Origin of the sequence: Haladaptatus pallidirubidus (assembly GCF_020700235.1) — an archaeon.
In the GTDB taxonomy this organism is placed as follows: Archaea; Halobacteriota; Halobacteria; order Halobacteriales; family Haladaptataceae; genus Haladaptatus; species Haladaptatus pallidirubidus.
Map to the genome: position 1 here is coordinate 81,240 of NZ_CP085306.1, position 25,573 is coordinate 106,812.

22 protein-coding genes and 4 pseudogenes are annotated in these 25,573 nt (G+C 52.1%); 17 read left to right on the forward strand and 9 right to left on the reverse strand.

Annotated elements, in window-relative coordinates; all coding sequences use genetic code 11:
- The first annotated feature begins 7 nt into the window (after positions 1-7).
- The 9 genes from LIX15_RS29570 to trpB all read left to right on the forward strand — a co-directional run bounded on the left by LIX15_RS29570 (position 8) and on the right by trpB (position 9,955).
- Complete coding sequence (locus LIX15_RS29570) at positions 8-790, forward strand: ABC transporter ATP-binding protein (protein WP_227778566.1); 783 nt, start codon at positions 8-10, stop codon at positions 788-790.
- A gap of 136 nt (positions 791-926) precedes the next feature.
- The gene (locus LIX15_RS29575; RefSeq protein WP_227778567.1) at positions 927-1,997 is read left to right on the forward strand and encodes an ABC transporter substrate-binding protein; all 1,071 of its coding nucleotides are present in this window, start codon (positions 927-929) and stop codon (positions 1,995-1,997) included.
- A 367-nt stretch (positions 1,998-2,364) separates the two neighbouring features.
- A complete protein-coding gene (locus tag LIX15_RS29580; RefSeq protein ID WP_227778568.1) occupies positions 2,365-4,050 on the forward strand; it encodes an acetate--CoA ligase in 1,686 nt (561 codons plus the stop codon).
- A gap of 656 nt (positions 4,051-4,706) precedes the next feature.
- On the forward strand, positions 4,707-5,129 hold the full coding sequence (locus LIX15_RS29585; protein WP_227778569.1) for a RidA family protein: 423 nt from the start codon (positions 4,707-4,709) through the stop codon (positions 5,127-5,129).
- Positions 5,119-6,267 (forward strand): acyl-CoA dehydrogenase family protein, encoded by a 1,149-nt coding sequence (locus LIX15_RS29590; protein ID WP_227778570.1) that lies wholly within the window; start codon positions 5,119-5,121, stop codon positions 6,265-6,267. Before LIX15_RS29585 ends, LIX15_RS29590 begins: the two co-directional genes overlap by 11 nt.
- Positions 6,260-6,712: a MaoC/PaaZ C-terminal domain-containing protein gene (locus LIX15_RS29595; RefSeq protein ID WP_227778571.1), complete on the forward strand. Its 453-nt coding sequence runs from the start codon at positions 6,260-6,262 to the stop codon at positions 6,710-6,712. Before LIX15_RS29590 ends, LIX15_RS29595 begins: the two co-directional genes overlap by 8 nt.
- Positions 6,713-6,820: 108 nt before the next feature.
- Positions 6,821-7,588 (forward strand): SDR family NAD(P)-dependent oxidoreductase, encoded by a 768-nt coding sequence (locus LIX15_RS29600; protein ID WP_227778572.1) that lies wholly within the window; start codon positions 6,821-6,823, stop codon positions 7,586-7,588.
- 240 nt (positions 7,589-7,828) lie between these two features.
- Complete coding sequence (locus LIX15_RS29605) at positions 7,829-8,602, forward strand: enoyl-CoA hydratase/isomerase family protein (protein WP_227778573.1); 774 nt, start codon at positions 7,829-7,831, stop codon at positions 8,600-8,602.
- Positions 8,603-8,782: 180 nt separating this feature from the next.
- Positions 8,783-9,955 carry a tryptophan synthase subunit beta gene (gene trpB / locus LIX15_RS29610; protein WP_227778574.1) on the forward strand — a complete coding sequence of 391 codons (1,173 nt, stop codon included), beginning with the start codon at positions 8,783-8,785 and terminating at the stop codon, positions 9,953-9,955.
- 76 nt (positions 9,956-10,031) lie between these two features.
- Here trpB and LIX15_RS29615 read toward each other — a convergent pair whose 3' ends face one another.
- Both LIX15_RS29615 and kynU read right to left on the reverse strand, forming a co-directional pair.
- Positions 10,032-11,012: a BtrH N-terminal domain-containing protein gene (locus LIX15_RS29615; protein ID WP_227778575.1), complete on the reverse strand. Its 981-nt coding sequence runs from the start codon at positions 11,010-11,012 to the stop codon at positions 10,032-10,034.
- 92 nt (positions 11,013-11,104) lie between these two features.
- A complete protein-coding gene (gene kynU, locus LIX15_RS29620) occupies positions 11,105-12,391 on the reverse strand; it encodes a kynureninase (protein WP_227778576.1) in 1,287 nt (428 codons plus the stop codon).
- 93 nt (positions 12,392-12,484) lie between these two features.
- On the opposite strand from kynU, the gene lipP1 reads away from it, so the two are divergent.
- From lipP1 to LIX15_RS34090, 4 genes and pseudogenes are all read left to right on the forward strand, one after another.
- Positions 12,485-13,405, forward strand: a complete 921-nt coding sequence (lipP1, locus tag LIX15_RS29625; protein ID WP_227778642.1) for a LipP1 family hormone-sensitive lipase — start codon at positions 12,485-12,487, stop codon at positions 13,403-13,405.
- Between the two features lie 161 nt (positions 13,406-13,566).
- Positions 13,567-14,727 (forward strand): PrnB family protein, encoded by a 1,161-nt coding sequence (locus LIX15_RS29630; protein WP_227778577.1) that lies wholly within the window; start codon positions 13,567-13,569, stop codon positions 14,725-14,727.
- A 110-nt stretch (positions 14,728-14,837) separates the two neighbouring features.
- Positions 14,838-15,362 (forward strand): annotated as a pseudogene (locus LIX15_RS29635) (class I SAM-dependent methyltransferase); the annotation flags it as partial.
- A 517-nt stretch (positions 15,363-15,879) separates the two neighbouring features.
- Entirely contained in the window at positions 15,880-16,083 is a 204-nt protein-coding gene (locus LIX15_RS34090) for a DUF8106 domain-containing protein (protein WP_486327136.1), read from the forward strand.
- A gap of 276 nt (positions 16,084-16,359) precedes the next feature.
- On the opposite strand, the gene LIX15_RS29640 is transcribed toward LIX15_RS34090, so the two are convergent.
- Together LIX15_RS29640 and LIX15_RS29645 are read right to left on the reverse strand one after the other, a co-directional pair.
- A complete protein-coding gene (locus LIX15_RS29640; RefSeq protein WP_227778578.1) occupies positions 16,360-16,554 on the reverse strand; it encodes a cold-shock protein in 195 nt (64 codons plus the stop codon).
- A gap of 304 nt (positions 16,555-16,858) precedes the next feature.
- Positions 16,859-17,044, reverse strand: a complete 186-nt coding sequence (locus LIX15_RS29645) for a hypothetical protein (protein WP_227778645.1) — start codon at positions 17,042-17,044, stop codon at positions 16,859-16,861.
- 352 nt (positions 17,045-17,396) lie between these two features.
- On the opposite strand from LIX15_RS29645, the gene LIX15_RS29650 reads away from it, so the two are divergent.
- Both LIX15_RS29650 and LIX15_RS33900 read left to right on the forward strand, forming a co-directional pair.
- Positions 17,397-17,597: a hypothetical protein gene (locus LIX15_RS29650; protein WP_227778579.1), complete on the forward strand. Its 201-nt coding sequence runs from the start codon at positions 17,397-17,399 to the stop codon at positions 17,595-17,597.
- A 655-nt stretch (positions 17,598-18,252) separates the two neighbouring features.
- A complete protein-coding gene (locus LIX15_RS33900; protein WP_425556819.1) occupies positions 18,253-18,387 on the forward strand; it encodes a DUF7503 family protein in 135 nt (44 codons plus the stop codon).
- 2 nt (positions 18,388-18,389) lie between these two features.
- Here the strand turns inward: LIX15_RS33900 and LIX15_RS29655 are convergent, their stop codons facing one another.
- The 4 genes and pseudogenes from LIX15_RS29655 to LIX15_RS29670 all read right to left on the reverse strand — a co-directional run.
- Positions 18,390-20,465, reverse strand: a complete 2,076-nt coding sequence (locus tag LIX15_RS29655) for a hypothetical protein (protein WP_227778580.1) — start codon at positions 20,463-20,465, stop codon at positions 18,390-18,392.
- A 106-nt stretch (positions 20,466-20,571) separates the two neighbouring features.
- Complete coding sequence (locus LIX15_RS29660; protein ID WP_227778581.1) at positions 20,572-21,519, reverse strand: DUF7504 family protein; 948 nt, start codon at positions 21,517-21,519, stop codon at positions 20,572-20,574.
- A 325-nt stretch (positions 21,520-21,844) separates the two neighbouring features.
- Positions 21,845-22,816: a M48 family metalloprotease gene (locus LIX15_RS29665; RefSeq protein ID WP_368410723.1), complete on the reverse strand. Its 972-nt coding sequence runs from the start codon at positions 22,814-22,816 to the stop codon at positions 21,845-21,847.
- A 78-nt stretch (positions 22,817-22,894) separates the two neighbouring features.
- A pseudogene (locus tag LIX15_RS29670) lies at positions 22,895-23,053 on the reverse strand (HD domain-containing protein); the annotation flags it as partial.
- A 373-nt stretch (positions 23,054-23,426) separates the two neighbouring features.
- On the opposite strand from LIX15_RS29670, the gene LIX15_RS29675 reads away from it, so the two are divergent.
- Positions 23,427-23,849, forward strand: coding sequence for a YdeI/OmpD-associated family protein (locus LIX15_RS29675; RefSeq protein ID WP_227778582.1), 423 nt, complete (start codon positions 23,427-23,429; stop codon positions 23,847-23,849).
- A 12-nt stretch (positions 23,850-23,861) separates the two neighbouring features.
- Positions 23,862-24,011, forward strand: a pseudogene (locus tag LIX15_RS29680) (YdeI/OmpD-associated family protein); the annotation flags it as partial.
- A 567-nt stretch (positions 24,012-24,578) separates the two neighbouring features.
- On the opposite strand, the pseudogene LIX15_RS33905 reads toward LIX15_RS29680, so the two are convergent.
- A pseudogene (locus tag LIX15_RS33905) lies at positions 24,579-25,555 on the reverse strand (medium chain dehydrogenase/reductase family protein).
- Positions 25,556-25,573 lie beyond the last annotated feature (18 nt).

Sequence of the window (25,573 nt, forward strand, 5' to 3'; positions counted from 1 at the left end):
TCACACCATGTCCACGGTTGCTCTTGAAGATTTGACACACGTTTATGATTCCGGTGCAGAGTCGGTGAAAGCGCTCGACGATGTATCACTCACCATCGATTCAGGCGAGTTCGTCTCGGTGGTTGGCCCAAGTGGATGTGGGAAAAGCACACTCCTGTACGTCGTTGGCGGATTCATCGACCCAACACACGGGAGAATCTTGGTCGACGGAACCTCCATTACAGGCCCAGGAACCGACAGAGGTGTTATCTTCCAAGAGTATGCCCTCTACCCCTGGAAGTCGGTCATGGAGAACGTTAAGTTCGGGTTGAAGCATGTTGGGACGGATTCTACAGAGGAAGTAGAAGCGACGGCACAGAAGTACATTAGTCGGGTCGGGCTAGATGGACATGAGGACAAGTATCCAAAGGAACTGTCAGGTGGGATGAAGCAGCGTGTGGCCATTGCTCGCACGCTCGCCTACGACCCGAAGATTCTCCTGATGGACGAACCGTTCGGTGCTCTCGACGATCAAACTCGGGAAATCCTCCAACGAGATTTACTGGACATCTGTAACGAGACACAAAAAACCATCCTCTTCATTACTCATGACATCGAGGAGGCTGCGTTCCTCTCTGACCGTATCGTCGTGATGAGCACTCAGCCAGGCACTAGTAAGGAGCAGTTCGAAGTCAACATTGATCAGTCGGTAGGGCACGATGCTGTCTATCAGTCCCCAGAGTTCCTCGACGTCACTAAGAAGGTGCGTCGATCCGTGCACGAAGAGTTGGTCATCGAAGGCAACGGCTAGGATCAGCTGAGCCATCAGCACACTGATCGTTAAATCACAACAGCAACCAATTCTGTCAGCGGGAAATTGTCTATGTCTATCATATCATATATAATGATAAAAACTTATGTTACCTTGTTCTTCAATACGGGTAAGAATGGCGGACAATGACTATCGCGCTCGGAGTAGGCGTTCATTCCTGAAAGTAGCAAGTGTGGCGGGGATATCGGGAATCGCTGGTTGTCTCAACAATGGATCATCCGGAAGCGGTAATGGGACGCCGACAATCCGCTATGCAGGCATCTCGGGTGCAGAATTGAACGATCTCATGGCAATGTTCCATCAGTCGGATCACATACCCGGCAACGTGATGGAACATGTCGGTGATAAATACGAGTTCAAGTTCGTCGACGTCCAGAGTACGCCGGTCGTCGTGAATACACTCGGTAGTGATGAAGCCGATGCTGGCCTATTGGCATACTCGTCGCTGGCAAATGCCATCCAAGGAAATACTATCGAGTCCGGTGTTAGCATCTTAGCGCCACTCACCTACGACGGCCCTCGATATGCCGACACGTTCAATTCAACGGTTGACTCTGACATCACTGAAGTCGGTGACATCGCAAATGGGGCGTTCGGCGTCAACGGCGTCGGATCGGCAATCGATATTGCCGCCCGCGTTATACTGACACGAAACGGTGTTGACCTCAACACTGTAGAGTTTCGTGAGTTATCGTTTGGCGCGATGCCGACGACGTTATCAGAAGGACGCGTTGACGTTGGATCGTTTATTCAGCCATTCTACGAGATGAACAAGAACGACTTGCAGACGGTATTCGACACCACGGATGCCTTCGATTCGTTCCTGAAGATATTCATGACGGTTCGGAACGATTTTCTTGAATCAAACAGCAACGCTATCGAGTATTGGCTAGAGGACTTCTGGACAGGAATGCAGTGGTGGAAAGACGATGGCAACAGTGAGAAGCGACTGGACATCGCAGAGGAGGTCGTTGACTTACCCCGCGACATCCTCAAACAACTCGTTCAGACGGATATGGGATATTATCATGGCGAAGATGGTCTTGATATCGACGCGGAGTGGCTCCAACGCCCGGTCGACGGAATGCACGAAATCGGGTTCCTTGACTCCAAAATCGACGTGTCGAAGCATATCGACACATCCTACCTCCCAGACGAGGCAGCAACGAAACCATCGATCAATTAGCTGAACGCAGGCGCTAGACCCTACCCTCAACAAGTGGACGGAGTCGTAAGTAGTAGGTAGCTCACGTGTGTAGCAGTGCCTTCGAGGAACGTTATCCCGAAGTTCCTCTGCTGTCTTGATTGTTTATGAGGCAAGATTCGAAAGGAATACCACACAACGGTGACAAGACTGCACTCCCAGAGCGGTTTTGAGATCCAAACGCGCTATCAGTAGAGTTATTCTACCGAGAAGCATTTTCTTTGACAAATACTATTTGAGATGGACATACATGAAACAAAACCTTAGATGGGTGATGCTCAGAAAGATCCGTGGAACGCGGTTCTGGCGGATTTTGATGAACAATATGAAACTTTTCTCAGGATATATTATGGATGACAATGAAAGAAGGGATATGCTCCGTGAGAACAGCATCCAAGAGGAAAATGTTCCAGCTGAAAAATTCCCACCGATAGAAACACAAGCAGATCTCTTCTATGCACTTCCTGAACTCCATTACCCGTCTTCTCTTAATGCAGCCGTCGAACTCGTCGACCGGCACGTTGAGGCCGGACGCGGAGAGAACGTTGCAATCTACTTTGAAGACAAGTCGATAACATACCGGGATCTACAAATGCGGGTCAACCGACTCGGAAACGCGCTTCAGAGGCTCGGCGTCGAACCCGGCGAGCGAGTTTTCGTCCGCTTCCCAAATCGGCCAGAATATGCGGTTTCAATCCTTGCGGTGCAGAAGATCGGTGCCATTCCCGTCCCGTCGATGAAACTCCTGCAGGCGAAAGAATGCACCTATGTTATTGAGGATTCGGGTGCCACGGTCGCCCTTGTTGATGACAGGCTATTAGAACCGGTCGAAGCCGCGAACGAGACATTTAACTCGCTCCAGACGATCATCGTTGCCGACCGCGAGGGAAGCACACACGACTATCACGATTACGACGACTTCTGTTCAGCAGCGTCGTCGCAATTAGATGCAGCTCCAACTTGTCGCGACGATCTCTCGATGCTCGCGTATACGAGTGGGACGACAGGCCGACCCAAGGGTACGATTCATACACATCGACAGATGCTCGCGATCATAGATGGCTATGCTCGATACTGTCTCGAACCGACTGCAGACGACATCTTCACCGGCAATCCGCCCATCGCGTTCACGTTTGGATACGGTGTCCTCGTCGCATTCCCACTTCGGTTCGGTGCAAGCACTGTCATCATCGAGAACGCAGAACCGTTAGATCTCATTGAGATCATCGACGACTACGGTGTCACGGTTCTTGGATCGATACCGACCGCCTACAATCAGATGCTTAACGAGCATGCAGACGAGATCGAAGCGGCCGACCTCTCGTCGCTCCGTCTCGGTATTAGCGCGGGTGAACCCCTGTCACCGTCGACGTTCGAACGTGTGAAATCCTCGTTCGGTATCGAACTGCTTGACGGTCTTGGGTCGACCGAGATGCTCCATATCTTCGTTAGCCACCGCATTGGTGACGATATCGATCCATCGGTGACGGGCTACCCTGTTCCGGGCTATGAGTGTATGGTCATTGACCCGGATACGGGTGAAGAACTCGATTACGGCGAGGCCGGCCTGCTCGCCGTCCGTGGCTCAACAGGTGTCACGTACTGGGGACGGCCCGAGAAACAAGAGATGGCTGTTCGAGATGGGTGGAGTCTTCCAGGTGATGTCTTTGTTCGAACAGAGAATGACCAGCTCGAATATAAGTCACGACGCGACGACCTCATCATTTCCAGCGGCTATAACATTCCTGGCCCGGAAGTCGAATCGGTTCTTCAAGAGCGAGATGAGGTCTACGAGACTGCCGTCGTCGGGAGTCCTGACGATGAACGTGGGACAGTCGTCAAAGCGTTCGTCGTCCTCGCTGATGGGTGCGAACCGAGCAACGAACTCACGTCGCTGTTACAGGATCACGTCAAGAGTCAGATTGCCCCATACAAGTATCCGCGTTGTATTGAATTCGTTTCCGAACTTCCGAAAACGGAGACGGGAAAAATACGGCGTAATCTCCTTCGAGAACGCGAGCTCGAAGCGCAGTAATAGCTACAGCGCTATCTCCATCAGCGATACAGACCGATAGCGCATTTCGCTGTCTTCAGGCAGAGAAGGAGACCAGCGCTAGAGGATAGCATTCATCGATATGTATAGAGAGTTGGTGCTATCATTGTCAATCAGTTATCTGGCGTTTTCATTCATAGTAGGAGTCCACCACGGGCTTTTGCTCGACAGGCAGAACGCTCCCGAGCGGCGTGAGCGGTATCCGAACGAACGGGCACTCCTGAACTTTGGGGTGATGGGTACTACGCGCCGAGGGTGACGACGCAGCAGAGAAGGGTTGAGGTACCTGCTGAACTACTACGAGTTTACTTGGGCCGTTCAGCGAACGGATCGCCGAGAGCCTGCTTACGACGCCACAAGAGGTTACACAGTTCGTCCGAGGTTACGAAAACAACGGATGTGACGAACTCCTCCTGTTCCCGAGCGTCGCTGACGCCGAACAGTTCGATTTGCTGGTTGCTACCCTCGGAACAAAGTAGGATGGAGTGACGGCGCGTGAACGTGAGTGGGGATTCACCCCCTCTACCGAGTCGTCTGTAGCGTAGAACGGGAGTCCACGCGAAAGCCTCGGGGCGTGACCCCGAGGCAGTTTACCGTGAGGACAGCTCTTAAGATGGCTGCGCCAGTGGTTCACATACATGGAGCGTCAGATTATCTCACCGCCGGGGTTAGCTGAACCTCGCGGATTCAACCATGGTGTCCTTGTCGAGGGCGGAAAAACACTGTATCTTGCTGGACAGGATGCAACTGGGCCGGATGGTGATATCGTCGCCCCTGGTGATCTCGTCACACAATTTGAACAGGTGCTCGAAAACCTTGCGACGGTCGTCGAAGAGACCGGCGGCACCAGTAACGATATAGTGAAGCTCAATATCTTCGTCGCTGACCGTAAGATGTATCGTTCGAACCTCGAACCACTAGGAGAAGTATTTGGTCACTACTTCGAGGATTATCCAGCGCTTGCACTCTTCGAAGTGAACGGCTTCTTCAAGGAGGAGACGCTGGTCGAGTTAGAAGGTTTCGCCGTCATCGGCGAGGAGGAACAGACCAATGCTCAGTGAATTTGCCGTCACCCCTGAACACGAAGCGCATCGTGAGATGGTCCGCGAGTTCTGCGAAAAAGAGATACTTCCGCATATCGAGACGTACGAAGAACGCGGAGAGTTCCCGGCTGAACTCATCCAACGGGTTGGCGAAGCAGGGTTGACGGGCGTTCCGTTTTCGACCGAGGTAGATGGTGGCGGTCTCGATTACCGCTCATTCGTCGTCACAGTCGAGGAACTCTCGCGAGCATGGAAACTCGTTGCAGGTGCTGTCAACATTGCTTGTGGACTAGTGGGCTATCCAATCGCAGAATTCGGCACAGACGAACAGTGTAAAGAATGGCTCGCACCGATCTGTCGAGGCGAATCCATCCCGGCGCTGTCGATGACCGAGCCTGATGCAGGGAGTGACGCCGCCGCGATGGAGACGACCGCCCGACGAGAGGGTGACGAGTGGGTGATCGATGGCCACAAAGTTTGGACAACCAACGGAGAAGCCGCAGACTTCCTCCTCGTCGTTACACGCACAGGTAATGAGGATCACACGGGATTGAGCCTGATTGGCATTCCCAACCCCGGAGACCACGACGGAATAGAGTTCGTCCGAAACATCCCCTGTATGGAAGGAGATACTGCTATCGAGAGTGAAATTCAATTCGACAATGTCCGTGTTCCTGCCAAGAACCTCGTTGGCGAAGAGGGGCGAGGATTTCGCTACGTCATGGAAGGCCTCGATATCGGTCGAATCGGAACTGCCGCCCAGGGTGTTGGACTGGCACAGGGATCGCTCGAAGCAGCGAAATCGTTTGCTGACGAACGAGAGCAGTTCGGCCAACCCATTCGCGAATTCCAGGGGATTGGCTTCAAACTCGCAGATATGGCGACACGAACGCAAGCGGCACGGTTATTGACTATGTATGCTGCTGGGAAACGCGACTACGGCGAGCGTGTCACGCAGGATGCGGCGATGGCCAAGATCTTTGCCACGGACACAGCAATGGATATCTCAACAGAGGCAGTACAAGTACTGGGATCGCGGGGGTATTCAGAAGATTACCCTGTTGAGCGCTATATGCGCGAGGCGAAGGGTACGCAGATCTATGATGGAACGAACGAGGTGAACCGACTTGTGATAAGTAAGCGACTATATGAATAGTTCGACAGTACGGTACTTCGAAGGCCTCGAGGTCGGCGAGACGTTCAACCTCGGGGCAGAGACGGTCACCGCAGAGGAAATCCGCTCATTCGGTGAGCGATACGACCCGCAACCGATTCACACCGACCCAAAGGTAGCCACCGAATCGATGTTCGGCGAGCTCATCGCTAGCGGTTGGCACACGGCAGCAATCAGTATGCGACGGTTCGTGGATGGTATCATCGAAAATGCGGGTATCGCCATTCTCGCGGGCGTCGAGGTCGAGAACCTCCAATGGCGGCGCCCTGTCAAACCTGGCGACGTCCTCAATGCCAAAGCGGAAATCGTTGGCCTCGAGGAGTGGAACGAGGAGCACGGCATCGTTCAGTTCGACCTCGCGATGCAAACAGACGAAGACGATCTCGTATTGCAGATGATCAAGCGGGTTTTGGTCGACCGCCGTTGACATCATCTCTATCTCAGCGGGTGCGTCTTTGTGCTTCTCACGTTTGTCCAGCCAATCGCTCACACGACGACACCAAGTTAAATATCTAGGCCATCTCATCTCGAAGCGATGACGGATATGACACTGGATTTCTCGGATCAAGTAGTCGTCGTGACTGGCGGAACTCGTGGAATCGGGCGTGCGATCACCGAGGCGTTCGCAGCAACAGGCGCCAATGTCGTGCCGACCTCTAGGACTGACGCCGATGTCACCGAGGCCGTCGAAGCCGTCCAAGAGCAAGGTGGTGAGTCACTCGCCATCCCAACCGACGTGAGCGACAAGAAAGCGGTCAAGAATCTCTTCGTACAGGTTCAAGACAAATTCGGACGCATCGACACTGTGGTCAATAACGCAGGAATCAATCCCATGGGTGCACTTGGGCGCCCTGAGGCGATCGATGTTGACGAGTTCGATCGGACGATTAACGTTAATCTTCGCGGTGCGTTCGCCTGTGCTCGAGGAGCAGGTAGTGCGCTCCAGGCGTCTGGTGGCTCTCTCATCAACATCGCTAGTGTCGGCGGGGTTGTTGGGATTCCACGTCAGCATCCCTATGTGGCAACGAAGCATGGGCTCGTCGGCCTGACCAAGAGTCTCGCGCTCGACTGGGCACCGGATGTGCGCGTTAACGCTGTTGCTCCAGGGTATGTTACCACCGACTTGACGGACGGTATCCGCGAGAACGAAGACCTCTATCAGCACTTACTTGACCAGACACCGATGGATCGCTTTGCCGATCCTGACGAAATCGCTGCACCAGTCGTGTTTCTTGCCAGCGAAATGGCCTCCTATATAACCGGAGAGTGTTTGGTCGTAGACGGTGGCTGGATCACCGAGTGAACAATCTCACTTTACTCGGCTAGACTGCCTCGTTGCAGATCAGATTCCCTGTTTCGATGACGCACTTTGCAGAACAAATTCGGTTTCTGTAAGGAACACGGTCTCCGAAAGCACCGATTCGAAGTAGTTCTCGAAAGTAAATTTCGAAGTCATCTACAAGTTCCCTTCAGCGCAAGGCTTACTCTGCTATGACAATTCTGTAGGGGTACTTTTTTCGAGGGTGGAGAATACAATTATAGTATGGTTGATGTCAACGCTCAGTTTAGAGTCATAGATGGCGTTGCTCGAATCGAGATTCAACGCGAAGAAAAATTGAACGCAGTCGATATGGAGACAAAACTAGCGATCACCGACCAACTCCGTATATACCGCGATCAAGATGACGTTCGAGTAGTGCTCTTCGAGAGTTCAGGCAACGCCTTCTGTGCCGGTGGCGACCTCCAGGAGGTGATAGATCGCGAGTACGCTCTCGAACCGTTTACAGAGACATGGGAAGAACTGTTCACCGAAATGCGGACGATGCCACAGCCAACGGTTGCGAAAATCGATGGGCATACGTACGGTGGTGGGTTCGACCTCCTCTTGCACACCGACATTCCTATTGCTGCGAAAGACGCTCAGATCGGCCAACCGGAGTCATCACTTGGCATCGTCAACCATTTTTCGCCGCCGGAACTAGTAGAGCGAGTTGGCCTTCCAACGACGATGGATATACTCATGACAGGTGAACCGATCACTGGCAACCGCGCTGACGAGATCGGGCTCGTGGCGAGAAGCGTCCCAGCTGCGAACTTGGATTCGACAGTCGAGTCGGTACTCGATGCTCTCACTGCCAAAAGCCCTCGAGTGCTCAATAAACTCAAACAAGGCATCTACGCGAGTAGGGATATGTCCCCAACAGCGGCAAAAGCACACATAGAGGCAATCTCGTTAGAAGCGGCACGAACCGATCCTGATTATCAGGAAGGCGTCAACGCACAACTCGAACAACGAGACCCTAAATGGCCAAAGTAGCTTGATCTTTCCTTCGCACGCATCGCTTGCAGATGTCGATCAATTGAGAAATGAGAACTTCGAATCGATGCCTTACTCTTCTTGAGAGAGGATTTGAGCCAGCGACAGTGTCCTGTGCTCGATCAAATAGTACATTTATTGTACCATATGTTTATTATTTATCGTGTGGTGTGTGAGACCATGGCTGATAATAGCCAGCAGCACGAGTTTGGATCGTACGGAGGCCGATACGTCCCTGATGAACTTGCAGACGTTCTTCAGCAGTTAGCTGACGCCTACGATAGCGTAAAAGATGACGCAGACTTCCAGGCCGAGCTCCAACAGCTCCAACAAGATTTCGCCGGGCGACCGACGCCGCTGTATCGTGCCGATCGATTGTCGGACGAATACGGAGCAACGATTTATCTCAAACGTGAGGACCTTCTTCACGGTGGTGCACACAAGCTCAACAACTGCCTTGGACAAGGACTCATGGCCAAGCACGCTGGGAAGGAGCGGCTCATTGCCGAAACCGGGGCCGGGCAACACGGCACGGCTACGTCAATTGTAGGTGCGCTCATGGGACTTGAGACGGTGATTTACCAGGGAAGTAAAGATCTCGAGCGTCAGAGAATGAATGCCTTCCGTATGGAGCTGATGGGTGCGGAAGTCAGCGAAGTGACGCAGGGCGGAGAGGGACTTGCCGATGCCGTCGATGTCGCGCTCAAGGATTTGATCGAGAACATCGATAATACGCACTATCTCGTCGGCTCCGTGGTCGGCCCAGATCCGTTTCCACGGATGGTGCGTGACTTCCAGTCTGTCATCGGTAATGAAGCCCGTGAGCAAATCCTCGAAAAAGAAGGGCGGCTTCCCGACGCTGCGGTCGCGTGTGTCGGCGGTGGTTCTAATGCGATGGGGCTATTCCACACCTTCCGTGATGACGATGTCGAGTTTTACGGCGCAGAAGGTGGTGGCGAGGGCTCTGATTCGGATCGCCATGCCGCACCGCTTGCTTCCGGGAAGGAAGACGTTATTCACGGAATGCGAACACGCGTTCTCGATGACGATGTAGAGGTTTATTCCATTGCTGCTGGACTCGACTATCCAGGTGTCGGCCCCGAGCATGCAATGTTCCGCGAAGTTGGCCGCTGTGAGTATCAGGCTATCGTCGACGAAGAGGCGCTTGAGGCGTTCCAAGACTTGTGCCGACTAGAAGGTATTATTCCGGCACTCGAATCGAGTCATGGTGTCGCGCTCGCAAAGAAGCTCGCCGCGGATCGCCACGAAGATGACGTCATCATCGTGAACCTGAGCGGACGTGGTGACAAGGACGTCGACAAAATCGCGAACGAATACCTCAGTATGGACTAAGTCAAAGTGATTTTCCGAACGGATGGAGACCGCAAAACCAGTTTTTTGACCATGATACGAGGAACTGACCCTCGCCTTATCGTTTGCGAAGTTGCGTGAACAACTGCTCCTCGCGGTCAGCTATCGCGTTTGCCTGCGTGCTCGCGTCATCAAGCAGTCGTTCCTGTTCTGTCCCATCTGATTCGCTCGCGTCCTTGAGCGTCGTGCTTAGCTGCGTCCAGTCATCTGCGATGTCATGGAGTCGGTTTGCAACGTCCGCCGGTAGGTCGACATCCTCGGCGACCTCATTGAGGAATTCGGCATACAGCCGGCGGAACGCACCCCCGCCAGTTCCGCGCCGCTCGATGTTCTGATAAGCGAATCGGGCACACCAACTCGTGTCTTCCAGCTCCGTCCAATTCGGAAGGTCGGTTGCAAACCGTCGTATCGCAGCGATACCGCCCGTGTCCCAGTCGCCGTCGCCCGGAGCAAGCATCATCGTCACCGTGTGCTCCACAGCCGTTTCGGCCGCCGTCGTGCGGTCGGTTTCGACTGACGGGATCTGAACCACGAGCCATCGATTATCGAGCGGGCCGAACCCATACTCGGAGTTCCACGCGTTCCGAAGGTGCGAGATGGGCAACCGCTGGATAGATTCGAACTCGCTGTCGGACAGGAGAACCTCGTCGCCGTCGATTCCGACACAGAGGAGGATGTGGGGGCCAAAATGCGTGTTCGTGTCGAAGTAATCGAGATAGTAGAGGTCAACGAACAGCATCACCGGAACGCCTTCCTCGATGTGTTCTCGAACGGCGTCCCACGCCGTTTTCCACTCCTGTCCGCTGCGCTCCAGGTATTCGATTCCAAGCGTCTCGAAGAAGCCGGCTTCCAACCCACCGTTTCGACCCATGATGACGCGACTTGCGGGACCGCGTTCATAGTAGCTGAATCCGAGGCCAGAGCCAAATCCGAAACAGAGGGACTCGTTCAACTCCCAACCATAGAAATCGGCGAGGTTTCGAAGCGACGCCGACCCACAATGAGCCCCCGGTGAGTGTACATATGAGGAGAGTTCCATACAGGTTCAAGCGAGTGCTCTGGATAAAGTAATATCGACTATAGGAATCTTCGATTCTGACACTTGTGGCCAATGGTCATTGGTTCGGGCAGTTACGTTACGCCGCCGTCGCGGCCCTCGAACTGTTCGTACTCGCGCTCGTCGATGAGTTCGCGCACGTGCTCCACGGCATTCCACACATCCTCAAACCCGACGTAGAGCGGGGACGGACACAGCCGAACAACGTTCGGGGGACGGAAGTCGCCGACGACGCCGCGCTCTTTGAGCGCCTCTGTAAGACGGTAGGCTTCTTCGTGCTCCACAGCGACATGGCCACCCCGCTCGTCGGGCTTACGCGGCGTGCCAACTGAGCACTCCGGCAGTCGCTCGTCCACAAGATACATGAGGTAATCCGTCAACGCGACCGACTGTTCGCGTAGTTGTTCGATACCGACATCGTCCACGATGTTCAACACGCCGAGAAGTGGAGCGGCGCTCAGGACGGGAATTGTACCAGTTTGCCACGCGCCTGCGGAATGGGCTGGTGTATAGGTCGTTCGCATCTCGAACTGCGTCTCCTTCTCGTGGCCCCACCATCCCGCGAGCGCAGGGGTTTCGCCGTGGTAGTCACGATGGACATACAACCCCGCGATAGCGCCCGGCCCGGCGTTCAGATACTTGTAGTGACACCAGACGGCGAAATCCACCTCGTTTTCGGCCAATGAGTGTGGAATCGCACCGACGGAGTGAGCGAGGTCGAACCCTGCATATGCGTCGTGGTCGTGTGCGATATCGGTGATAGATTCGATGTTGAGGAGTTGCCCCGAGCGGTAGAGGACGGAGGGCATGAAGACAATACCAACGTCGTCGTAGATGTCAAGCGCCGCCGCGATATCCTCCTCACGAACGGTTCGTCCGTCTTGGGATTCAACGACGATGAGGTAGTCGTTGGGGTCGAGACCTCGAATACGTAACTGCGAGCGGATGGCGTAGTGGTCGGTCGGAAAGTCCAGGTCGTTCACGACGACCTTTTGCCCCCGCCCTTCCCGTCCACAGCGGTCGAGGAACGTCCCGACGAGCGTGTGGATATTGATGGTGGTGGAGTTCGCCACGACCACCTCGTCCTCGCGAGCGCCCACCATTGGTGCGAGGCGCTCGCCAAGTCGTTCTCCGTAATGAAACCACGCAGGGTCGGCCTCGGTCCAGCCGCGAATCCCGAGTTCGCGCCACTCATCGAGGACGTGGTGGATGTTGTCCTCGGCGTCCGTTGAAAGCGGACCAAGGGAGTTACCATCGAGGTAAAGGTCATCGGGGAGATAAAACCGGTCACGAAGGGTCACGTTAGCCGCGTCATCACGTCGTTGAGCATGTTCGCGCCCAAGTTCAAAATCGTCGTCCATGCATCGTATCACACTCCTATCGAGGTGTATTTTTCGGAGAATGACCACCCCGGAACAGCCAAGAAGAAGTGGCGGAACTCACTATTCATGTCGATGCGTGCAGACGAACTCGATCCTGAACTTGCCGCAACCATCGAAGGTATCGAAACGATAGGCGTTCCATCGTGGAGCGAACTATCCGTCGAAAGCGGCCGCAGTATCGAAGACGAACTGTTCACGACAGGTGGCGGTCCCGAAATGGATTTCGTCCGCAACCTGGCGTTCGACGGTCCTGCGGGTGACATTCCGATTCGCGTGTTTCGCCCTGCTGTTGACAAACCCCTCCCGACGCTGGTCTACTATCACGGAGGTGGGTGGGTGCTGGGAACGCTCGACTCCGTCGAGAACATCTGTCGCGAACTCGCCGCGCGGGCCGAGTGCATCGTCGTTTCGGTGGACTACCGACTTGCTCCTGAGCACCAATTCCCTGCCGCAGTCGACGATGCCTACGCCGCCCTCGAATGGACCGCCGAAAACGACGACGTGTTCGGCGGTGATGGACGTATCGCGGTCGGCGGCACTAGTGCTGGTGCCAACCTCGCCGCAGTCACTGCTCTCCGCGTCAACGAAAGAGGCGGCCCCGACCTCACCCGGCAGGTACTCCTATATCCCATTACCGATCATTCACTCGACACCGATTCGTATCAGGCGAATGCAGACGGGCCATTATTGACTCGCGCGGACATGGCATGGTTCTGGGATCACTATCTTCGAAGCCCAGTAGACGGCTACAATCCGTTCGCCTCACCGTTACGAATGGACGATCTGTCGGGCGTCGCCCCGGCGACGGTCGTCACCGCCGGATTCGATCCGCTGTGCGACGACGGTGCGGCGTACGCGGATAAACTCCAGAATCACGGTGTCGGCGTCGACTATCTCCACTTCCCGTCGATGGCGCACGGATTCCTTAGTTTGACGGACGATGTCTCCACCGCCAACGAAGCAATGGATGCGGTTGCAGCAAGCATTTGGTGACTCCTCCACCTATTTGATCTCTGGTAGTTTCGCAGCGTCGAATGTCGTCACAGACTGCGGAGTTGTGTAGGGTAGTGTACTGATTCGAGCTCCGTTCCCCACAATTGTAGTAAAAACAAACTTTATGATTTAAGAACCTGAACGCCGTAGAGAATTCAAACATGGCCGAACGCGTTGCTACGGTCGACCACGAACGGTTCGATATCGATCCGGAACGGGGGTTCATTCCGGGAACCGACCCACTTGCGTCGTTCGGGACGAACGCCCACCTGTTTTTACAGGAACTCGATAAACTGAGTCACAACATCCCCGATCTTCTCGAAACCGGCCGATTCAGGCCGAGCGTTCGCCAGCTTGAGACGCCGGATCCTGTGCTGTTCGACGAATTGACCAATCGGGAACTCGCCCGCGTTTACACCATCACCGGTTTTCTCGCGAACGCATACGTCCACAAAATCGACAGTCCCACAAAGAAAACTATCCCCGCCGGTGTTGCAGTTCCCCTCTACGAGTCGACGAAGCGACTCGGAACAACGCCGGTTCTTTCCTACGACGCGTATGTCCTCTATAACTGGATCCGTGACGATTCGAACCAGGAACTATTGCCGCAGAACGTACGGTCTATGACGAACTTCTTCGCACCGGAAGACGAGCGATGGTTCATTGCGATTCACGTCGCCATCGAAAACAGGGCGGGACCGGCGATAGCGGCTATCGGCGATGCACAGCAGGGCGTCTACGAGAACGACGCTGACCGAGTCGGAGACGCCCTCAGAACGATCGAACGTTCGATTCAGGATATCACGACCATTCTGAACCGAATGCCCGAGCGCAACAACCCGGAGATGTACGGCACCGGGTTTCGACCGTATCTCAAGCCGCTCACCAACATCAAGTACGAAGGCGTCGGGGCACTTACAGGCCGCCAATCGTTCAGAGGTGCATCGGGCGCACAATCGAGTATTTTACCGGCATTGGACGCCGCGCTAGGAATCGATCATGGAACCAATCCACTCGTCGGCCATCTCCGCGAACTCCGAAAAGACATGCCCGCCGCACATCAGGAGTTCGTCGAAGCCGTCGAAACAGAACCGAGTATTCGAGATTACGTCGAAAACAGCAGCGACGAACTTCGCGATACCTACAACGACTGCATCGACCAGTTAGTCACCTTCCGCGACGACCACATTGACATCGTCGCGAAGTACATCTCCGGACCGCTCGACAAAAGCAAAGGCACAGGTGGAACGCCGTTCAGCCGCTATCTCGAGACGTTCACCGACGATACAGAAGAGAGCAGGCTATCGTCACCTTCGCAGTGAGTCGATCGCAGTTCCGCCGACAGAATTCCTCTTTTACTACGTTTCGAGAAATATCATTGGAACGGATTTGATTGCGTCTCAAATCATGCAATATCAGAGAATGTTCAGGCGATTTCGTCCATGAGGATGCCCGCGACTTCTCGTTCGCAGAGCCGTTCGGTGCCGTTTTCTCCAACGCAGCACTGCACTGGATTCCCGAACAGGATACAGTCCTCGATTCGATCACGAATGTACTCCAACCCAATGGACGGTTCGTCGCCGAATTCGGCGGGGTAGGAAATGTCGCTGCCATTGTCGAGACAGTCCAAGATGTCGCGGCAGAGCGAGGGTATGACGTCGAAAACCCGTGGTATTTCCCAACTGTTGGCGAATACACTACGAAACTCGAAGCACACGGTTTCGAGGTCCGCTATGCGACCCTCTTTGACCGTCCGACAGAACTCGACGGGGGTCCGGATGGACTCGCATCTTGGCTCGGAATGTTTGACGATAGTCCCCTGTTCGCGATCCCGGACGAAGAACAAGGGATCGTCTCGACTGTCGAGGGTCGTCTCCGGAATCGGCGGTTCAGGGATGGGGTATGGATCGCGGACTATCGGCGGCTCCGCATCGTCGCCGTGTACATGGCCGATTGATTTGCCGTATGCATTGAGAACACCGGTCTCAACTTTTGCGACCTTCATATCCCTACTTCCGTGGGTGAATTTCTGAAAATGGTCGTTCAGCACTTAGTCTCGTGCCTCAGCTTGCTGTTTACTGTGGTGAGAACGTCTTTATTGCCATGTAGCTCTCAGGTTCGAGGATGCGCAGATTTTCGCTGATCGAAGTCACTGGCGTGCCGGCGACGACCGCCCAGGTATCACTGACGAGACTAAATTGAGAAATAGTCGGGTAACCTTATGAATATGCTCCTCCTCGACACCGTGTGCTCAAGTGCGGTACTTGCAATTTGTTCGTGACGGAGGCGTATGTGCATGTCTTCTCACCCTCACATCTCGAAACTGTGCGAGTGAATCCCCATTGTGAGAGTCTAGTTCGGAACAGAACCGAAGTACGCCCTCACACGCTCCAAGAGGCCGTAATTCGGATTGTCTGATTAATCACTGGGAACAGTATTATCCCCGTTCGTCCATTATAACGTATTCACTCACCATGTCAGCACAACAATCCACGTCCGGAGTCGAACCGCGCAAGAAGACCACTCTTTTCTGTCCCAGCTGTGGTCACGAGAGCAACGTCATCGGCGATTGGAACGAGTATACGGAGAACAATCGACAAATATACGACTGCCCTGTCTGTGACACAACTATCACGAAACGCTTCCGAGATGCCTCGCTAACGGTCCCGAATGACTAATCCAGTGAATCCCCACGCATCAATATGTCGCAATACGAGTCTTCATTCGATATCGACTTGAAAGCTGACTTGTACGTTACTCAGAGGCTTAGTAGTAAAAGAGACAGAGATTCTCCCCGACTTGCGAAGACAACGCTCGCACGTTCGCAATTGGGTTAGTACCAGTCCCTATCCCCGTCTGACGCATAACATCCACGAGATACCGATACCACTCTGGAAGAAATTTGCGAAAAAACTAATTGAACCGGCCGTCACCGTGCGGTGACAATCGGAGTCTTAAGCGCGAACGACATTGGTCGCGCGCGGGCCCTTGGGGGCCTGTTCGATGTCGAATTCGATTTCCGTCCCTTCTGTCAGATCCTCACCACCGACGTCCTCCATGTGGAAGAATATGTCGTCGTCAGAGTCCTCAGTCGCGATGAAACCGTAGCCGCCTGTGTCGTTGAAGAAATCAACCTTACCGTTTGCCATTACAAACAAACATAGGATCCAGCGTCGGATATCAGTTCCGAGGGTCACGATACCACGACGCTGCATTCCAAAACAAAGCTAATGTCGACTAAGTAACTGCTCAATACACAGATCAGGTACTTGTTTTTCATTCTTGGATCTGTAGCAAACAAGCAGCGACTATGTCAGTTTGTCAGTTAAAGATCAGGAAAGTACACCGCAAAACAAAGTGGCACGAAACAGTACCGACGTTCACGAGTCGGACAGTTAGGGGAATTCAAGCCTCAGTCAGGCGGGTCAAGACCGTAGTACTACTTGGCGACGGTCAGGAACTGGTTCGCGTCCACCCGCAGCTCATAAGATTATTCTCGCCGTCGAGAGCGAGCTTCACGAGCAAATCCGCCAGCCGCCAGACTTGTCTTTGTTGTGAGAGACAGTCGCTGCGACCCCCAAGCGCCGTATCGTCGCCAGCACCTAGAACGAGGGTCGTGTCGGTACGCCGGTCATTCATAAAAGTAGCAAGCTGTCAACGTGTTCTGGATTATCGTAGATCCCTTCGAGGTCAGAGTAACCAAATATAGTAAGCGAACCTTCTGAATCAGCTATGCAACTTGAGTCGGTATTTGGTGTTGCCATGCTACTTCAGTTCTCAATTGAGTAGAGCATCACTTAGTATTCTATGCATTGAGAGCCGCAGTCTCATCTTCCACGCAGAGTAAGTTGATGACACTGCAACACTACAACAGCAAGAACTTATCTAACTGCTCAGTATAGGTGAGGTGCCTTAACCGAGAACAGTGCATCTATCAATTCCTGAGCTAATCATCGGGATAATTATATTAACACAAGGAGAATGACAATTGATGAGCAAGACAAATACACCCCAGAGTCAATTGGCGATAGTGATCACCGGCGGAGTGATACTCACTGTAGCAGTAGCTGGTGCTCTCTATTTCCTTGTTCAATTAGAAATGCCAATACTATTGGCAGTCGTGATTGGCCTCATAGTTGCGGCACTTGCAATAGGACGCTTTTATCTCGTCACCAAGCATCAATTATTCTGAGTACCGCTCCTAGAAATTGTTTGATCATAAAATCGTGGTCTTAGCAGTAAAAGCCTACAGTACATAGACTCATCTAATTTACTATTAAAACAACAATCCAAGCTACGAGACCGTATGCATTGAGTGCGCCAGTCTCAAGTGTTACGTGACGGGTGAAGCTGGGGCTATAGCAGGCACAGAGGTGTTTTTATGCGGGATATCGGGCGAATCATTGATATGAACAGCTTCAAAATTCGCTTTGATTATCAATTCAGACTGTTGAACTAGTGACAAGGTGTGAAGAAGGACTACCTGTCGAACTTGCAATATCGTGAACACATAGCGATATCTTCGGTCATGGATCATCTCTTCAAGAAACTTATAAGACTCCGACGATCAGTATGCTGGAGAACTTCTGTTATAGTAAAAGGGGAGCTACCACCGCAGTAAGCACTGCTTACTCTTGTTGAACAGCTATGAGCGAAGGATTACCCTAATAGTAGAATATTAAATAGAAACCAATACAAACAATTGAAAATTAGGAATATAGCCATTACGAAGTTGCTTTACTAGTAAGAAGCGGTTTCTCTCAATAACGGAGCCAAAATTGCAATTTATTTCTCCTCAACATCGATTAGCAAAAGATAAGCCAATTGCCTTCCAAGCAACGATCGCAATGGCACAAAGTAATGAGTCGTTAACGGCATATCTTGCAGAGAATCCCCGAATGGCTGGTGTGCTGTTCACCATCTGCCTGCTGCTGACGCAGGCAGGAAATGCGGCTGCGGCTCACGGCGGAACAGTATCATAAAATCAGAAATTCGTTAGTTCTATTTCCGTAGACCAAACGAGAGAATTCTCAAGGATCACGGGAAACGGTTCTAAACGCAGAAAGCGAGCTAATGCGTCAGAAGAAAGAGTTAACGGAGGCAATTCACCACCACTTATGAAATATGAATTATTATCATCAATATATGGCCAATAAAGGGAACCCATTCCTTGAGTGGATGTTGGATACGTCGTAAGCACGATTTCATATTCGTCTTTTTCTAGAGGAGTAACTTCACACACTAATGGAGTTCCACTTTCGCTTTGAGTAATTTCGACACTTCCATCACCAACAGTGAGATAGTCATTTCCGACGATTCGGTGGTTGCGAGCGATCGAAAGGGCTGATCGAAGAGAAAACCCCCTATTAAGAAGGCGAGCAACAACTTGTCCAACCGAAGTTGCACTTATATTTCCAACTGAATTGTATGTAACTATTCCTCCAATACTGCCAAGTTCAATAAGTTGCTTTCCTTGATCATATGATCGACAGCCATTCAAAAGGAATGTATCGACTGCAGTTTCATCGAGTGTACTCGCATCGAGTCCACCATCTCGACAAATGAATTCATTGTCCTTTATGTGTCCAATGTAATGAAAAAAATCCGTTTTACTCGTGAGTATCGTTTTCAATCCCTCTACAGTAGTATTTCTATAAACGTCAATATCAAACTCAAGTTCATCACGTTCACCATATAAATCGTCTCCATCATCATATTCGGAACTCATCGCGTCATCATTACAGACAACTGTAATGTTGATTGCATCTGTTGATGAGGGTCTATCGAAACGGTTCTCAAATCCGCTCTTAAGTACCTTGTTCGCTCCAATTGGTTTTCCTGAACCAAGCCATATTTGCTCAAGTGCATCTGTCTGATCTGGTGCGACGTATGAATAATAACCCGAATTGACTGACCCTCTTTGATTCGTTTTTACCCCACGAAGAAATCCCTCGATCGATTCAGGAGTAGCTGACTTTTTTTGGTGCTTCGATTTCTTATCGGTGACCTGGATGAGTGAAAAGTTGTTAACAAGATATGGGAGGCACTCAATATTTTCCTTGTTATCAGTCACATTCGCCGCTAACGACCATGTTGGCACCTGGTTCCGGATGATATCGAATGAGATATCCAAATAAGCGGGAAGTTGCTCTGCGAGTGATTTGTCATAGAGCTCTTCAAATCGTAAGTCGGTCTTGTCTTCAATTATTTTTCGTTCATATAAGTTAACTTTATAATAGCCTTCTGTCCGAGTAATGCAATCAAGGAAAAACAGTTGCTTGAGTACCCGTTTGACTTCCCGTTCGAATCCTCTCGCTGGATGGTTGAGGGCATATGTAAATCCATCGTCCGTAACAAGTTGAGGTTCATTACCTGGAACAACAGTCGCCCCAAGATAGTAGGCGAGTGTGCTGACTGGATAAATCTTCTCGATTGTTGGTGGAACCTCGATACGTACTCCCGTTTCTGGCGGTGAAATCGTATCTGGGATCTGTAATTCCTCGCCGAGCTCTATCCGAGGAGGGTGACCACGAAATGAGGGTAGCGACCGCTCACAACTTGTCGTTTTCAGTGCTGAACCGAACGTCGAAAGAGTGGCCATAATATCGCGGGGTGAAGTAGTCGTCGTTACTGTTGCTCCAGGGCGCTTGTGGTATGAACGTGCCCCGATCTGAATACGAGTCGCTGAGCCAAAGTCAAACTCCATTCGTTCTGCTGATGAAGCAATTGTAAATTCTCCACATATTCTCAAATACACTTTAATAGGTGCACACAGTTCAATAATGTATTCACGCTCTGGGAGTTGTTCGTACGCATAATCTTCTGCTTCGACAAGGATCTCCCCATTCAAATCACGGACATAGGTAATCACAACAAAAGGCAAAACGAGTTCATCTGTCACAATTTCCGCCGCGTTATCAACAGGAAAATAAAACTGGTCATTATCAGTCGAGACAGGCTGAACGTCCGTTGATGTTCGAATAGGATATTGACGGCGTTGAATTGGATCAATAATTGTGACACCAGGCTCATCATCAGATGGACAAAATACTGGCTTCATCTACCTCTCCTCAATGAATTTATAAAGATAGTATTCGAAAGGCTTCTCTTCTTCATTATAGAGACACTTATATCCGGACACAAACAAATATTTTGGTCACACAGTATTATAGTGGGAACCACTGTGTCGTATGGTCGGTATCCTGCAGATGCCATCGTTGTTCAGGTCCATTTTCACTAAACCTAAGTTCAATAACAACATCGAATTTTGATCGGACTGCTTGGACATGGGAAGAATCATACGAATCCTGAAAGAGATAATGCCCTAGCCCTCTAACATTTTCAACTGCTTCAGTGACTAATGAAATAAATTGTCCAACAGTCTCAACGCCTTCTTCTTCAATAAGTAGTTGAAGAGAATCAAAGCAAAATCGGAGTTCAGCAGGGTCAAATCCGTTCCGTTGTTGCTGCAGCTCAAACAGCAGCTCACGAATTGCAGTCCGAAATTCCTTGAGACTACCTGAAACAGATGAAACTGGCATCTGATTCGACTGGTTAGTTTGCGCGGTCGCAGCCGACCGAGCCACTGACTTGTGCGTCAAGATATGGGCGTGATCTGGGGTTGTCTCAGCAATTGAGAGTCGGGTTTGTGTGACTTCCGTGTCTTTCCCGTACTGGGCAGACAAAACCGTTCGGCTAAATGCTTGATCACCGAGAAGTTGAACACTCATTTCGTCAAAAACTTCTTCTGGAACATCACCGGCGAGTAAGATGTTGCCACCAGTCCGTTTCAACCGGCCAAGTTCAGATTCAACGATGATTTGGCCGTCTCCCTGAACAGTGATATAGTGGCCAGCAAATGCGAACGATGCTTTGCCATTTATTCGGGGTGTCCCATCCATTTGTGGGCGGAATAGATCCTCTAATGCATCTGGATCAATAGAATCATAGATCGATTCTGGAATATCTTTCGAATTAACTCCAGTTGCGTCAACCATTGTCTGAATGAGAGTTGTGCTCAATGATTGATTGCTTTTCCAATCGCACTGTATTTTAAGCGGTGTTTCCACTCCACAGATGAACGGAACGGTGGTCTCCTGATCCTCCACACTCATAGTACTCTGATCTACTAGAGGTCAAATAACAAAAATCCATGTGATAGTCGGGAGACAACACGATCAATGGTGGTATTTAGCTATTAGCTAAACTTCACTCGTTGCGTATAATACGCCCATTCTAACACTTTCTATTGTTATGGAACATTCTAATATTTTAGTACTCAACTGTTAAGTAGTCATGAATTTGTTTTATGTGTTAAATATCTGTATATTTTATTGATGATCATAAACTTAAGGATTAATATACAATCGCAATTTATTCTATGATATTCGAATATTAAAGCAAAGAGAGAATCTCATAAACCTGCTATTTCTGATGAGACTAGTTGATCTCGATGTGATGCCACTGATTCGCTTCATAATTCGTTGCAACCCTCTTTGCGGCCTCGCGAACGCGGCTCACGCGCTCGTCAGTCGGAGGATGGCTTGCGAACGCTCGTTCGATCGGTGTTCGTTCCGTCTTCCGATCACGAGTCGGAAACACCCTCGAGAACAGTCCCCATCCAAGTTCGCTCTCGCGCTGGATCTTCTCAAGTGCACGAGCAAACGCCAATGGATTGTCGAGAACTGCCACTGCTCGCTGGTCAGCGGCGAATTCTCGGTGGCGAGAGTAGGCTTGAAGCGCCAGCGTCGGAGCGATAAGCAACCCCATTACGAGCCGAGCTAGACCACGTCGCAAGCCGTTCCCAACACTATTGGGGCCTCGAATCGGTCGACCCATGACCAGCGAAAACCCCCAGCAACCCAATGAGATAACCACCACAAACGGGAGAACCACCACGAGCACAAGGGTCGTTATCATTCGTAGGAGACTCATGGTCAGTGTCTGTAAAAGACTATCATAGTTTTCAAGGTGAGCGAGTTCGTGAGCAAGAACCCCCTCAAGTTCCGCAGGAGTTAATAAGCGAACAAGTGAGTGGTCGATCACGAGTGTTTGACTCCCGAGTGCGAATGCGTTGGGCTGGCCAAGGCGCGTAATATAAACATCGGGTCGATCGATACTCATCCTGTGAGTCAACCGATCGATACTCATGTGAATTCTCGGCGCTTGAGCTTCCGAGAGAGGTGCTGTATTGAGACGCGTTAGGAGACGCTTTGTACTCATCCGATAACTCAAGTAGCCAAAACCGAGCGCAATTCCACTCGTAAAAAGAAGCACAAATAGAAGATCAGTACTGGTGAGGAGGGTAGCAATAGCTTGAGAACTGAGGAGGACGCCAATGCCAGCAAGAGCGAGCAACCACGCTCCAATCAGAATCGCGAGTCCGCGCGGCCGACGAGATGAAACGGACATAGCATTCGTAGGAGCTACACACGAAAAACGGTTACCGCACACCTCTCACATGCAGACACGGTTCGCTGTCACAGAGAACTATCTCTCTTCCTCAACCCCAAGTTCCCTCTCAAACTGTGTGAAGAACCCCTCCATGAAACGCCATCGGGACTCCCCAAGCTGACGTGCAGGGGACGTATACAACAGATCCAGACTCTCCTTTGCCCACTCCCGAAGGAGCGTAACATCTGGCAGATCCAATGGACACGCTGTACATGTAAGGATACGTCGTCCAACGGCACGGTCTTACCATCATTCTGGGTGTATACCTTCCGGAGCCCATCTCGACAGTGGTGTTCACGCTCGCATCACAGGGACTCAATCAGTGGTGCATGAAGGAGATCCTCAAGTACTACAGAGAACTTGATTCACAGAGCGGTCGGACCGTGTAGAAACGAATGAAGTAAATCCTTCCTCCATATTCGGTAGTGTTCAGAATACTGTCTATAGTATTGGAAGTAGCGACTCTTGATACACGAACGGTGAGGAAAGCCGTTCCATTCCTCCGTAGGATCGACATCACCTTCACGTTTGGAGAAGGGTAAAAGACACGGGACGCTCTTGTTGGACCATGGATCCAATCTTCTTCGAATCCCGCGACGAGTTCCGCGACTGGCTAGAAGCGCACCACGACACGGCGGAGGAACTGTGGGTCGGGTACTACAAGGTCGACGCCGAGCACTCAGGCATCGGATACGGTGAATCGGTCCAGGAAGCGCTTTGTTTCGGATGGATCGACGGCCAGATCAAGGGCATCGACGGCGAGACGTACACGCGTCGATTCACACCCAGGAGGCCCGACAGCAAGTGGTCGAAAGCAAACAAGGAGCGCGTCGAAGCGATGATTGAGGCGGGGAAGATGACCCCGACCGGGATGGAACTCGTCGAGGCGGCCAAGGAGTCAGGCGAGTGGGACAAGGCGTACCGGTTGGCCGAAGATCACGAGATTCCGGCCGAACTCGAAGCGGCACTGCGGGAGAACGAGACCGCGTAGGCGAACTTCCAGAACTTCTCGAACACGGATCGGCACGCGTTCATCGCGCTCGTCGAGGAGACCAAGACGGAAAAGACTAGGCGAAAGCGCATCGAACGGACGGTCGAACTCGCGGAGCAAGACTTGCGAGCATACAACGAGGACAACAAGCGGCGGCTGTGACGGGTTCCAACGAGAGCAATACCTCTACCAGTTGCATGCTACTGAATAAAGATAGAGAGATATCGAATCTTCGAAAGCGGCTGGGTCGCTTCGCGTCGGTACTGATTGAACAAGTTCGCCAGGTTGTGAAGTCGAGTATGCAAATCTCTTATACCCGGTATGCGGTTACAGCAGATGGTCGAGTTCCCCACGTAGGAAAGAACGTCAACCAGACGATGTTTCGGACCAAAGAGATTAGTGGTCGTATGAGAGGGGCGTTTGCGTGGATATTGAATCGGTATAGACAACTTGAGGATATGGCGTCACACCGCGCTGTGGCTAGATGGCCTAAAATTCAATTAATTTAACCATAGTACTGGTGGTGTGGTGTCTCTGGTTATTCGCTACGAGAGGAGTGACCGAAACCGATGAGTTCGCAGCTCACATCCTCCTTCCGCTTGGTGCCGCCGTTTGTTTCCTGTTGATAGATGAAGAAACGAGTTATCTGTCGCAAATAATTCGACGCTGATAAATTCTGGTTTCTCAGTCACTCAGTAGATGGAAACGCTATTCGCAATCTGCGTTGGTTCAGGGAGTTATAACTACTTTCCCGGTCGCCTCACCGGAGTCCAACAACCTGAGGGCCTCACTGGCATCTTCAAGGGGAAGCCGACGGTCGACGTGAACTGTCAGACTACCGTCTGCAAGTAACTTGAACACCCGTTCGAGATCCTCGCCGAACCGATTCGGCCAGCGCTGAACGTAGTAGAAAGTCGCCCGCCGGTCGTTCGGCAAAACGCTCCACAGCGCGATGCGACCAAAGAGCGGGACGAACGGCTTCAATCGATGTTCGGTCGCGTCGAGGGCAGCGGCTACTCCGTACGAGACGAGCGTCCCGCCGGGTCCTAGCATCTGCCATGAATCGATAACGGCCGGACCACCGAGATGGTCGAACACGGCGTCGACACCATCCGGAGCGAGTTTGGCGACCCTGGCGGGAACGTCCTCAGTACGGTAATCGATCGGCGTCGCCCCCATGGCACGGACGGTGTCGTGTTTCGCGGCCGACGCAGTTCCGAGCACCCGGACGTCACGCAACCGAGCGAGTTGTGTGAGTACCGTTCCGACCCCACCTGACGCACCGTGGACGAGGACAGTTTGTCCGGGCCGAACCTTCGCGATGCGGTGGAGCATCTGCCACGCCGTCACACCATTTGTGACAAGGGCGACGGCTTCCGCCGGATCAACGTCTGTAGGTACCGAGACGACGTCGTCGGCCGAGAGAACGATGCGGTCAGTCCATCCACCGGTCTCAGTGAGTGCAGCAACTCGCTGGCCGACCGAGAGATGATCGATTCCTGCCCTACGTCGGTGATGATACCGACGATGTCGTAGCCGGGAACGAACGGAAAAGAAGGCTGATTGAAGTAACGTCCGCGTAGCATCTGTACCTCGGCAAACGAGACGCCCGCTGCCTCGACGCGGACGAATACCTGGTCTTGCTTCGGGCGTGTGGTCTCCCGCTCTCGTAACTGAAGGACGTCTGATCCGCCCTTCCGAGGCATGACGGCTTCAGCCACCGT

Excerpts from the sequence above, each read along its gene's own strand:
- LIX15_RS29570 (WP_227778566.1), top strand. The coding sequence starts at position 8 with ATGTCCACGGTTGCTCTTGAAGATTTGACACACGTTTATGATTCCGGT.
- LIX15_RS29575 (WP_227778567.1), top strand. The coding sequence starts at position 927 with ATGGCGGACAATGACTATCGCGCTCGGAGTAGGCGTTCATTCCTGAAA.
- LIX15_RS29580 (WP_227778568.1), top strand. The coding sequence starts at position 2,365 with ATGGATGACAATGAAAGAAGGGATATGCTCCGTGAGAACAGCATCCAA.
- LIX15_RS29585 (WP_227778569.1), top strand. The coding sequence starts at position 4,707 with ATGGAGCGTCAGATTATCTCACCGCCGGGGTTAGCTGAACCTCGCGGA.
- LIX15_RS29590 (WP_227778570.1), top strand. The coding sequence starts at position 5,119 with ATGCTCAGTGAATTTGCCGTCACCCCTGAACACGAAGCGCATCGTGAG.
- LIX15_RS29595 (WP_227778571.1), top strand. The coding sequence starts at position 6,260 with ATGAATAGTTCGACAGTACGGTACTTCGAAGGCCTCGAGGTCGGCGAG.
- LIX15_RS29600 (WP_227778572.1), top strand. The coding sequence starts at position 6,821 with ATGACGGATATGACACTGGATTTCTCGGATCAAGTAGTCGTCGTGACT.
- LIX15_RS29605 (WP_227778573.1), top strand. The coding sequence starts at position 7,829 with ATGGTTGATGTCAACGCTCAGTTTAGAGTCATAGATGGCGTTGCTCGA.
- trpB (WP_227778574.1), top strand. The coding sequence starts at position 8,783 with ATGGCTGATAATAGCCAGCAGCACGAGTTTGGATCGTACGGAGGCCGA.
- LIX15_RS29615 (WP_227778575.1), bottom strand. The coding sequence starts at position 11,012 with ATGGAACTCTCCTCATATGTACACTCACCGGGGGCTCATTGTGGGTCG.
- kynU (WP_227778576.1), bottom strand. The coding sequence starts at position 12,391 with ATGGACGACGATTTTGAACTTGGGCGCGAACATGCTCAACGACGTGAT.
- lipP1 (WP_227778642.1), top strand. The coding sequence starts at position 12,485 with ATGCGTGCAGACGAACTCGATCCTGAACTTGCCGCAACCATCGAAGGT.
- LIX15_RS29630 (WP_227778577.1), top strand. The coding sequence starts at position 13,567 with ATGGCCGAACGCGTTGCTACGGTCGACCACGAACGGTTCGATATCGAT.
- LIX15_RS34090 (WP_486327136.1), top strand. The coding sequence starts at position 15,880 with ATGTCAGCACAACAATCCACGTCCGGAGTCGAACCGCGCAAGAAGACC.
- LIX15_RS29640 (WP_227778578.1), bottom strand. The coding sequence starts at position 16,554 with ATGGCAAACGGTAAGGTTGATTTCTTCAACGACACAGGCGGCTACGGT.
- LIX15_RS29645 (WP_227778645.1), bottom strand. The coding sequence starts at position 17,044 with ATGAATGACCGGCGTACCGACACGACCCTCGTTCTAGGTGCTGGCGAC.
- LIX15_RS29650 (WP_227778579.1), top strand. The coding sequence starts at position 17,397 with ATGAGCAAGACAAATACACCCCAGAGTCAATTGGCGATAGTGATCACC.
- LIX15_RS33900 (WP_425556819.1), top strand. The coding sequence starts at position 18,253 with ATGGCACAAAGTAATGAGTCGTTAACGGCATATCTTGCAGAGAATCCC.
- LIX15_RS29655 (WP_227778580.1), bottom strand. The coding sequence starts at position 20,465 with ATGAAGCCAGTATTTTGTCCATCTGATGATGAGCCTGGTGTCACAATT.
- LIX15_RS29660 (WP_227778581.1), bottom strand. The coding sequence starts at position 21,519 with ATGAGTGTGGAGGATCAGGAGACCACCGTTCCGTTCATCTGTGGAGTG.
- LIX15_RS29665 (WP_368410723.1), bottom strand. The coding sequence starts at position 22,816 with ATGTCCGTTTCATCTCGTCGGCCGCGCGGACTCGCGATTCTGATTGGA.
- LIX15_RS29675 (WP_227778582.1), top strand. The coding sequence starts at position 23,427 with ATGGATCCAATCTTCTTCGAATCCCGCGACGAGTTCCGCGACTGGCTA.